Origin of the sequence: Bathymodiolus platifrons methanotrophic gill symbiont (assembly GCF_002189065.1) — a bacterium.
Classification (GTDB): domain Bacteria; phylum Pseudomonadota; class Gammaproteobacteria; order Methylococcales; family Methylomonadaceae; genus Methyloprofundus.
On the sequence record NZ_BDMN01000109.1, the window covers coordinates 1 to 8,873 of the forward strand.

The 8,873-nt window shown below is 40.7% G+C and carries 13 protein-coding genes; 4 read left to right on the plus strand and 9 right to left on the minus strand.

The genetic code is table 11. The annotated features are described in order from the left end of the window. Positions 1 to 598 precede the first annotated feature (598 nt). From CDZ78_RS22925 to CDZ78_RS24255, 4 genes are read left to right on the plus strand one after another with little or no spacing between them, the layout of a single operon-like run. Positions 599 to 925 carry a phage integrase N-terminal SAM-like domain-containing protein gene (locus CDZ78_RS22925; protein ID WP_244559175.1) on the plus strand — a complete coding sequence of 109 codons (327 nt, stop codon included), beginning with the start codon at positions 599 to 601 and terminating at the stop codon, positions 923 to 925. Then, entirely contained in the window at positions 891 to 995 is a 105-nt protein-coding gene (locus CDZ78_RS23600) for a hypothetical protein (RefSeq protein WP_280175550.1), read from the plus strand. Before CDZ78_RS22925 ends, CDZ78_RS23600 begins: the two co-directional genes overlap by 35 nt. Continuing rightward, positions 955 to 1,302, plus strand: coding sequence for a site-specific integrase (locus CDZ78_RS22930; protein WP_373862449.1), 348 nt, complete (start codon positions 955 to 957; stop codon positions 1,300 to 1,302). The genes CDZ78_RS23600 and CDZ78_RS22930 overlap by 41 nt, the downstream gene beginning before the upstream one ends. Continuing rightward, entirely contained in the window at positions 1,302 to 1,433 is a 132-nt protein-coding gene (locus tag CDZ78_RS24255) for a tyrosine-type recombinase/integrase (RefSeq protein WP_140413919.1), read from the plus strand. The genes CDZ78_RS22930 and CDZ78_RS24255 overlap by 1 nt, the downstream gene beginning before the upstream one ends. Before the next feature lie 187 nt (positions 1,434 to 1,620). On the opposite strand, the gene CDZ78_RS06730 is transcribed toward CDZ78_RS24255, so the two are convergent. From CDZ78_RS06730 to CDZ78_RS06770, 9 genes are read right to left on the minus strand one after another with little or no spacing between them, the layout of a single operon-like run. After that, positions 1,621 to 2,043, minus strand: coding sequence for a F0F1 ATP synthase subunit epsilon (locus CDZ78_RS06730; RefSeq protein ID WP_087869315.1), 423 nt, complete (start codon positions 2,041 to 2,043; stop codon positions 1,621 to 1,623). 20 nt (positions 2,044 to 2,063) lie between these two features. Beyond that, entirely contained in the window at positions 2,064 to 3,440 is a 1,377-nt protein-coding gene (gene atpD / locus CDZ78_RS06735) for a F0F1 ATP synthase subunit beta (RefSeq protein ID WP_087869316.1), read from the minus strand. A 38-nt stretch (positions 3,441 to 3,478) separates the two neighbouring features. Beyond that, the gene (gene atpG, locus CDZ78_RS06740; protein ID WP_087869317.1) at positions 3,479 to 4,345 is read right to left on the minus strand and encodes a F0F1 ATP synthase subunit gamma; all 867 of its coding nucleotides are present in this window, start codon (positions 4,343 to 4,345) and stop codon (positions 3,479 to 3,481) included. A gap of 13 nt (positions 4,346 to 4,358) precedes the next feature. Beyond that, the gene (atpA, locus tag CDZ78_RS06745; RefSeq protein ID WP_087869318.1) at positions 4,359 to 5,900 is read right to left on the minus strand and encodes a F0F1 ATP synthase subunit alpha; all 1,542 of its coding nucleotides are present in this window, start codon (positions 5,898 to 5,900) and stop codon (positions 4,359 to 4,361) included. Between the two features lie 21 nt (positions 5,901 to 5,921). After that, on the minus strand, positions 5,922 to 6,452 hold the full coding sequence (locus CDZ78_RS06750; RefSeq protein ID WP_087869319.1) for a F0F1 ATP synthase subunit delta: 531 nt from the start codon (positions 6,450 to 6,452) through the stop codon (positions 5,922 to 5,924). Then, positions 6,452 to 6,931, minus strand: coding sequence for a F0F1 ATP synthase subunit B (locus CDZ78_RS06755; protein ID WP_087869320.1), 480 nt, complete (start codon positions 6,929 to 6,931; stop codon positions 6,452 to 6,454). The genes CDZ78_RS06750 and CDZ78_RS06755 overlap by 1 nt, the downstream gene beginning before the upstream one ends. A gap of 43 nt (positions 6,932 to 6,974) precedes the next feature. Then, positions 6,975 to 7,259: a F0F1 ATP synthase subunit C gene (atpE, locus tag CDZ78_RS06760; protein WP_087869321.1), complete on the minus strand. Its 285-nt coding sequence runs from the start codon at positions 7,257 to 7,259 to the stop codon at positions 6,975 to 6,977. A gap of 53 nt (positions 7,260 to 7,312) precedes the next feature. After that, positions 7,313 to 8,089 (minus strand): F0F1 ATP synthase subunit A, encoded by a 777-nt coding sequence (atpB, locus tag CDZ78_RS06765; RefSeq protein ID WP_087869322.1) that lies wholly within the window; start codon positions 8,087 to 8,089, stop codon positions 7,313 to 7,315. Positions 8,090 to 8,109: 20 nt separating this feature from the next. Continuing rightward, positions 8,110 to 8,478, minus strand: a complete 369-nt coding sequence (locus tag CDZ78_RS06770; RefSeq protein ID WP_087869323.1) for an ATP synthase subunit I — start codon at positions 8,476 to 8,478, stop codon at positions 8,110 to 8,112. Positions 8,479 to 8,873: the final 395 nt, after the last annotated feature.

Sequence of the window (8,873 nt, forward strand, 5' to 3'; positions counted from 1 at the left end):
AACTATTGCCGTGGTCACAATGACTGCAAATAATCACCTGGCGGTGACAGAGAACACAGTTATAGAGACGGGCAGAACGACACATAAGAATTCCAGTCAGAGAGAACTGGAAAAAAGGCGAGACAAGTGCGATACTTGAACCGCTTGTGCGAAAGCACGGTGGGTGTTGTGGTGCCGGACGTTTGACGCGAATCTATTGGCCGGTATCACAACAGTTCTCTACCAATCTGCTTACTTCAACATACAGGCGCCTGCTGAGTAAAGTTTCTGCTTTAACTTTATGCGAATTCTCCCGAATGTATCAATATTGTAACCACTTAAACCCACTCAATAAGAATGACACAATCACTCCCCTTCAGGGAATATGAGTTCATTTATTGAATTTTTATGGATGAGAATTTTGAAGATTGTAAAGTCAAAATAACCAATATGATGAATCGCGATTTTCTGGTAAAAAACTCTCAGATAGAATGCTGGTTTGATGATATTCGCCAGACTGGATGGCTATAAGTGGCGATACTCGCCATAGTTACGCGGGTTTTGAGCGCCGTTGACATATGTAGACTGGATTCAGCGTTTTTTAAAATTTCATACGGAAGTGAGTATTGATGAGCTCGGAGATAATCATGCGAAACTGTATTTAGAGTACCTGGCTATTGAGCGGCGTGTCGCTTCTAGTACTCAGGCAGTAGTGTTAAATGCTTTGTCTTTTTTATTTCGTAAAGTGCTGGATAGGCCGTTAGATGTAAAGGGATTTAAACTTGCTAATCGTGTTCGTAAAGTACCTGTGGTTTTAACAGTTGACGAGATACACGCTTTATTAGAACAGATGCAAGGAGTATATGCTTTGCTTGCTGGCTTACTTACAGTATGGTACAGGGATGCGTTTAATGGAAGTTATTCGTTTGCGGATACAGGATATTGATATGGGATATCAGCAGATTGTTATTCGCAATGGTAAGGGGCGGAAAGGATCGTTTAGTACCTTTGCCTAAGCGGTATCAAGAACAGTTGACAGCGCAAATTGAATTTGTTTCTAGTCAGCATAATTTTGATTTACAACAGGGGCATGGTGAAGTTTATTTGCCTGATGCTTTAAGTTGTAAATTACCTAATGCAGCAAAGGAGTTGCGTTGGCAATTTTTATTTCCTGCAAGTCGCCTATCGGTTGATCCGCGCTCTGGAGCTGTGCGCCGACATCATATGCATGAGTCTAGCTTGCAGAAGCAGATTAAGCAGGCGGCTGCGAATGCTCAGTTATTGAAGCGAGTTAGCTCACATACTTTACGGCATTACATTTAGTGGAGAATGGTTACGATATTCGGACTGTTCAAGAGTTATTGGGGCACTCCGATGTTTCAACGACCATGATTTATACGCATGTTTTAAATAAGCCTGGGGTGGCGGTTTGTTCGCCTGCAGATCTGATTTGAGTTGTTTCAACAATAAGAATAATCTAATTCAAGTGAGGGGGGAGGAATTCAATTTTACCTGAGCCTAATTTGCTTTTGCCTGTGTAGGAAATCCTTCTTTTGATGTTACAACTTAAATCAATTTTAACAAAAAAAACCCAATAACGTTTCCATTATCGGGCTTCTTATTTTAAAACGTACGAACTACTTACGAAGCACGCTTCCTAAGCCTATCCAGTGCTCTTAATTGCATCATTGCATCAGCTAATTGCGCTTGAGCAGTTGCATAATCAATCTTACCAGACTTATCTTCTAATGCTTCTTCAGCTTTAGCTTTTGCTTCCAGTGCAGCGGCCTCATCAATATCTTTTGCTCTAATGGCGGTATCAGCCAATACAGTCACTAAATGTGGCTGTACTTCTAATAATCCACCTGAAACATAAAACTCCTGAGTCTCTTTCTCGCTTACTTTAACGCGAACTTCACCAGGGTTTAATTTAGATATTAATGGCGCATGACGTGGAGATATACCCACTTCACCGAGTTCAGCAGGGGCAAAAACCATTTCTGCAAGTCCTGAGAAAATTTCTTTTTCTGCACTTACAATATCAACATGTACTGTCATGACCATAATATTACCTCAATCAGCAATTACATTCCTTTCGCTTTCTCAACTGCTTCGTCTATGGTTCCTACCATATAGAAAGCTTGCTCAGGAAGCTCGTCATATTCACCGTCAATAATTCCACTGAATCCTGCAATAGTATCTTTTAGGGATACATATTTACCAGGAGAACCAGTGAATACTTCAGCAACAAAGAATGGCTGTGATAAGAAACGCTGTACTTTACGTGCTCTTGTTACGGTAAGTTTATCTTCTTCAGATAACTCGTCCATTCCAAGAATCGCAATAATATCACGTAGTTCTTTATAACGTTGCAAGATACCTTGCACGCCACGAGCTACATCATAGTGCTCTTGACCAATTACGAGAGGATCTAACTGACGACTACTTGAATCCAGAGGATCAATCGCAGGATAAATACCTAGCTCAGCAATTTGACGTGATAGTACAACGGTTGCATCTAAATGCGCGAATGTTGTCGCAGGTGATGGATCAGTTAAATCATCCGCTGGTACGTATACCGCCTGGATTGATGTAATTGAACCTGTTTTAGTTGAAGTAATACGCTCTTGTAATACACCCATCTCTTCAGCTAGTGTAGGCTGGTAACCTACTGCTGATGGCATACGACCTAATAGTGCCGATACTTCAGTTCCCGCAAGTGTATAACGATAGATATTATCCACGAAGAATAATACATCATTACCTTCTTCACGGAAGTACTCCGCCATCGTTAAACCAGTCAAGGCAACACGTAGTCTGTTTCCTGGAGGCTCATTCATCTGACCGTATACTAATGATACTTTGTCGATTACGTTTGAATCAGTCATTTCGTGGTAGAAGTCATTACCCTCACGAGTACGCTCTCCAACACCAGCAAATACTGAGTAACCACTATGCTCAATCGCAATATTACGGATTAACTCCATCATATTAACGGTTTTACCTACTCCAGCTCCTCCAAACAGTCCAACTTTACCCCCTTTTGCAAACGGGCATATCAAGTCAATAACTTTAATACCTGTTTCTAAAAGTTCATTCGCTGGTGCTTGATCCTCATAAGAGGGAGCCTCACGATGGATAACCCATTTTTCTTTTTCGCCGATAGGGCCCTTTTCATCAATAGGATTCCCTAGCACGTCCATAATACGTCCTAGCGTTTTTGTTCCCACCGGTACTTTAATTGCATCACCTGAATTGCTTACTTCCAGACCGCGCATTAATCCATCTGTTGTACCCATAGCAATTGCGCGAACTACGCCATCACCGATTTGTTGCTGAACTTCTAAAGTCAGCCCTGCACTTTCTACATTTAGTGCGTCATAAACTTTTGGTAGCGACTCGCGTGGAAATTCAACATCCACTACCGCACCAATAATTTGAACGATTTTACCCGAACTCATTGTGTCGTCCTCTTAAATACTAAATTGCTCTGCAAGCATTAAACCGCCGCAGCACCAGCAACAATTTCTGAAATTTCCTGAGTAATCGCCGCTTGTCTTGCTTTATTATAAACAAGCTGCAATTCATCAATAAGGTTCCCCGCGTTATCTGAAGCACTTTTCATCGCCACCATTCTGGCCGCTTGCTCACAGGCATTATTTTCAACCAAGCCTTGATAAACAATGGATTCTATATAACGTGTTAGTAGATTGTCTAAAACTTCTTTGGCGTCTGGCTCATATAAATAATCCCAGTGGCCTTTTAGGCTGTCATCGTCTAACTCTTGTGCTACAACAGGAAGTAATTGGCTGACTGTTGGCTCTTGTGTCATGGTGTTAACAAACTCATTGTACATGACATAAAGTTCATCAATTGTGCCCGCATGATAGGCATCCAGCATCACTTTTATGACACCGATAACATCATCTAAATGTGGCGAGTCGCCTAATTTAGCAGCCTGTCCAACCAGGTTTGTATCTAAGCGGCTAAAAAAACTTGCGCTTTTACCACCTATCGTACAAACATCGACTTCGATATTATCACCTTCCCACTGGGTTAACTGTCTTAGTGTTTTTCTGAATAAATTAGAATTCAGCCCTCCACATAAGCCCCGGTCAGAACTAACAATAATAACACCGATCCGCTTTACTTCACGCTCAACAAGAAAAGGGTGTTTGTACTCAGGATTTGCATGTGCCAGGTGTTTAATAATCTGGCTAATCTTTTTTGAGTAGGGGCGTGTCGCCTCCATCCTTTCCTTTGTCTTACGCATTTTACTTGCAGCAACCATTTCCATTGCGCGCGTGATCTTCTGAGTATTTTTAATACTCGAGATCTGGGTACGTATTTCTTTACCAACAGCCATTTTTTGGCCCCTTTTACCAGCTACTTGTTTTAATGAAACTTTCTATCGCAGTATGAATGCCCTGCTTGATTTCATCACTAAAATCGCCTTTCTCATTAATTTTCGCCATTAAGTCAGACTGCTCTGAACCCATGTACGATTGTAGTGCATCTTCAAAGTCACGGACTTTATTGATTTCTAAGTCATCCAGGAACCCTTCGTTAGCTGCATAGAGTGAAACGGCCATTTGTGCAACAGACATCGGTGAATATTGATCCTGCTTCATTAACTCGGTCACACGCTGCCCACGTTCAATTTGCTTACGTGTCGCTTCATCCAGATCCGAGGCGAATTGAGCAAACGCTGCTAATTCACGGTACTGAGCTAAATCAAGACGAATACCACCACCTAATTTCTTGATGATTTTCGTTTGTGCTGCACCACCCACTCGAGAGACAGATAGACCCGCGTTAACCGCTGGACGTATACCTGAGTTGAATAAATCAGACTCAAGGAAAATCTGTCCATCTGTAATTGAAATTACGTTGGTAGGTACGAATGCAGACACATCACCACCTTGCGTTTCAATAATCGGTAGGGCAGTTAATGAGCCCGTTTTACCTTTTACTTTACCGTTAGTCAGCTTTGCTACTTCATCCGCATTAATGCGTGATGCTCTTTCTAATAAACGAGAGTGGATATAGAAAACGTCTCCAGGATAGGCTTCACGGCCTGGTGGACGACGTAATAATAATGACATTTGACGATAAGCCCAGGCTTGTTTAGTCAAATCATCATAAATAATTAGCGCATCCTCACCTTTATCTCTAAAGAACTCACCCATTGAACACCCTGTATAAGGCGCAATGAATTGTAGAGCAGCAGATTCAGAAGCTGTTGCAGAAACGATGATGGTATGATCCATCGCGCCATGCTCTTCTAATTTACGTACCAAATTGGCAACTGAAGATCGCTTCTGACCAATGGCCACATAGATACATTTAATACCTGTATCTTTCTGATTGATAATCGCATCAATCGCAATCGCTGTTTTACCAGTCTGGCGGTCACCAATAATTAACTCACGCTGACCACGACCTACCGGAATCATTGAATCAATTGATTTCAAACCTAATTGCACAGGCTGATCAACAGACTGTCTGGCAATAACGCCCGGGGCAATTTTTTCAACCGGAGAAGTTAAATCCGTATCAATATCGCCCTTACCGTCGATGGGATTACCTAGCGCATCAACGACACGACCAAGTAATGCTTCACCAACAGGGACTTCTAGAATTTTACCCGTACATTTTACGGTATCGCCTTCAGTAATATGCTGGTATGCACCTAACATAACTACACCCACAGAATCTCTTTCCAGATTCAGGGCCATGCCATAAGAGTCACCAGGGAATTCAAGCATTTCACCCTGCATAGCTTCAGACAAACCATGTACTCTAATAATACCGTCAGTCACACTGACTACAGTACCTTCCGTATGCGCTTCGACGTTGACGTCGAAATTTTCGATCCGTTTCTTAATCAGATCACTTATTTCAGATGGATTTAATTGCATATTTTTTCTCAGTCTAAGCTGTTAGATCCTTTTAGCTAGTTGTTGAAGTTGACCGCTGATAGAGCCGTCAATCACACTGTCGCCTGCCTTTACTAAAAAGCCACCAATTAAGCTTTTATCAATACTAGAATTGATATTTACTTTTTTATTGAGTTTCTTTTTTAGTGATGTCGTAAAGCTTTGTTCTTCCGCTTTAGTTAAAGCATAAGCAGTTATAACATCAACATCAACGTAACCTTCGTCTTCAGCTTTGTATTTCTCGAATAATTCCGCAATTTGTGGCGCTATGTTTAATCTTCCATTCTCTATTAATAGTTTAAGAAAATTATTAGCTTCCCCATTCATTTGCTCCTGACAAATATCCAGCAATAATGCCGTCAATCTATCCTGATCCACTCTTGGGTTATTCACAATTGCAGCTAAGCTCTCATCCTGCATAATGGCAGATAGAAAAGCTAAAGTATCAGACCATTCCTGAGAACTCCCTGATTCCTTCGCTCTTTTAAACACAGCTTCTGCATACGGTCTTGCCAAAGTTGCTAATTCACTCATTATGCTTGACCTAATTGCTCAGATACTTTGCCGAGTAGCTCTTTGTGCTTAGCTTTGTCAATTTCTTGCTGTAAAATCTGTCCAGCTGCTTTTAGTGCTAATGCAGAAACTTCTTTACGCATTTGTTCCTGCGCTCTCTGCATCTCTTGTTCAATTTGTGCCTGAGCTGCTTCGATCATCCGTACACCCTCTTGCTTAGCGGTGCCTTTTGATTCTTCAACAATCTCATTCGCACGTTTTTGTGCAAGATTTACAATATCAGCTGATTGTTGCTTCGCTTCTCTTAAAACGTTTGCAGCTTTTTTTGCTGCGCGTTCCATATCTTCCTGGCCTTTTTCAGCCGCTGCCAATCCTTCAGCAATTTTAGATTTACGTTCTTCGATAGCGCCAATTAGTGGCGGCCAAATATACTTCATGGTAAACCATACCAGAAGTGTAAAGGTAATCATTTGACCGATTAGTGTAGCATTAATACTCACTAGCCTTCCTCATGTTGCTGTTAAAATAACTTACCAGAGTGTCTTATCCTGCAACCGCTTCAACAGCAGATAGGAATGGGTTAGCAAATGTAAAGAATAACGCCATACCAACACCAATCATAGTTACCGCATCTAATAGACCAGCAACAACGAACATTTTAACTTGTAACATAGGTACCATTTCTGGTTGACGAGCCGCACCTTCAAGGAACTTACCACCCAATAGACCAAAGCCTATCGCAGTACCCATTGCACCCATACCTAAAACCAGACCTACTGCAATAGCAGTCATACCTTGTACATCAGCAATCAACGCTGTAAGTTCCATAATACCTCCAAAAGTATTGTTATATTAAAGTTTAAAAATAGTGTAGTTCTTAATTAATGGTCTTCATGCGCCATACTTAGGTATACGATAGTTAATACCATAAAAATAAATGCTTGAAGAGTAATAATTAGAATATGAAAGATAGCCCAGGGAAAACTTAATAATGGCTGTATATACCAGGGTAGCAAAGCAATCAGAATAAAGATCAATTCGCCGGCATATAAGTTACCAAATAGTCGTAAGGCAAGTGAAATAGGTTTTGCTATTTCTTCAACCAGTTTCAATAACAAGTTGAATGGCATCATCCATGGACCAAAAGGCGTACATGTCAGCTCTTTGGCAAATCCAAGAACACCTTTAATTTTAATACTGTAAAAAATAATGAGTAAGAAAACACTGATTGAAAGTGCAAAAGTAGCGTTTAAATCTGTACTAGGAACAACACGCATATATTCCATGCCCATCATACCCGCAATGGCAGGTAAAATATCGACGGGGAATAAATCCATAAAGTTCCACATAAATACCCAGACAAAGATTGTTAATCCCAGGGGAGCAATTAGCTCACTTCTACCGTGAAAAGTATCTTTAACCTGTTGATCGACAAACTCAATCATCATTTCGACAAAAGCCTGACCTGTACCTGGTACACCTGTCGTTGCCTTTTCAGCAGCATTTTTGAAGACCCAGATAAATAAAGCACCTAAAACGGCAGAGATAAACAAGGTATCTAAATGTAACATCCAGAAACCCTCACCCACAGACAACGGTGTTAGATGGTGAACAATATATTGTGTTGCGCCTTCCGCCGCGTGCTCTTCACTAGCCATTTGTTACTCGCCTTCCTAAATTAATATTTGCGTATTAATAACGCAAACCAAAAAACTGTTAATGCTGCAATATAAGTCGTTAGCACTGCCACAACGTCTATCTTAGGGTCTTGAAAAATCAGTGCAAACAGCATTGCTGTAAGTATTAATTTCCCCGATTCACCCGCATAAAATGATCGAACCACCTTCTTTGCTTCTTGCCCTTTGTGCTTATTGATTTTTCGTGCGAAATACCAGTTAGGAATCAACGCAGCCAAACCGCCATATAAGGCTGATTTAGAACTCAAATCATTTCCCAGCATAAAAAATCCTGCAATAACAAGCGAAATAATAAGTGCTTGTCCTGCAAGAATCTTGTTTATTACCGAGAGCTTTTGTAATTTTCTCACACAAAACCCGATCAAATAATATAGGAATTATATCCATCAGAACGCATTTAAGCAAGGATGGATTTCCTGCTACTGGATAAATCCCAATTGGTTTACACTATTTTTATTCTAAAAAAACAGTGACTATTCTTTTTCAATTGCTCTTTTTCGCTGATTAAAAAACCGCCCCCAACATCCTACGCATCATATACTAAAGCTGTTTGCCCTCCTTACCTAACATAGCGATATAACAGCTCAACTTCCATTTCCCACAGTTTTTTATTCATCTTAGCTCTAACTATAGTTAATACAACAGACCATACAAATTCCAGTAAATATTTACCCTGTTCATTTTTTATATCTCTCCTAAAAGACATCGTCTACTCCCCTTGCATCGTAAACGATGTCACATTCTG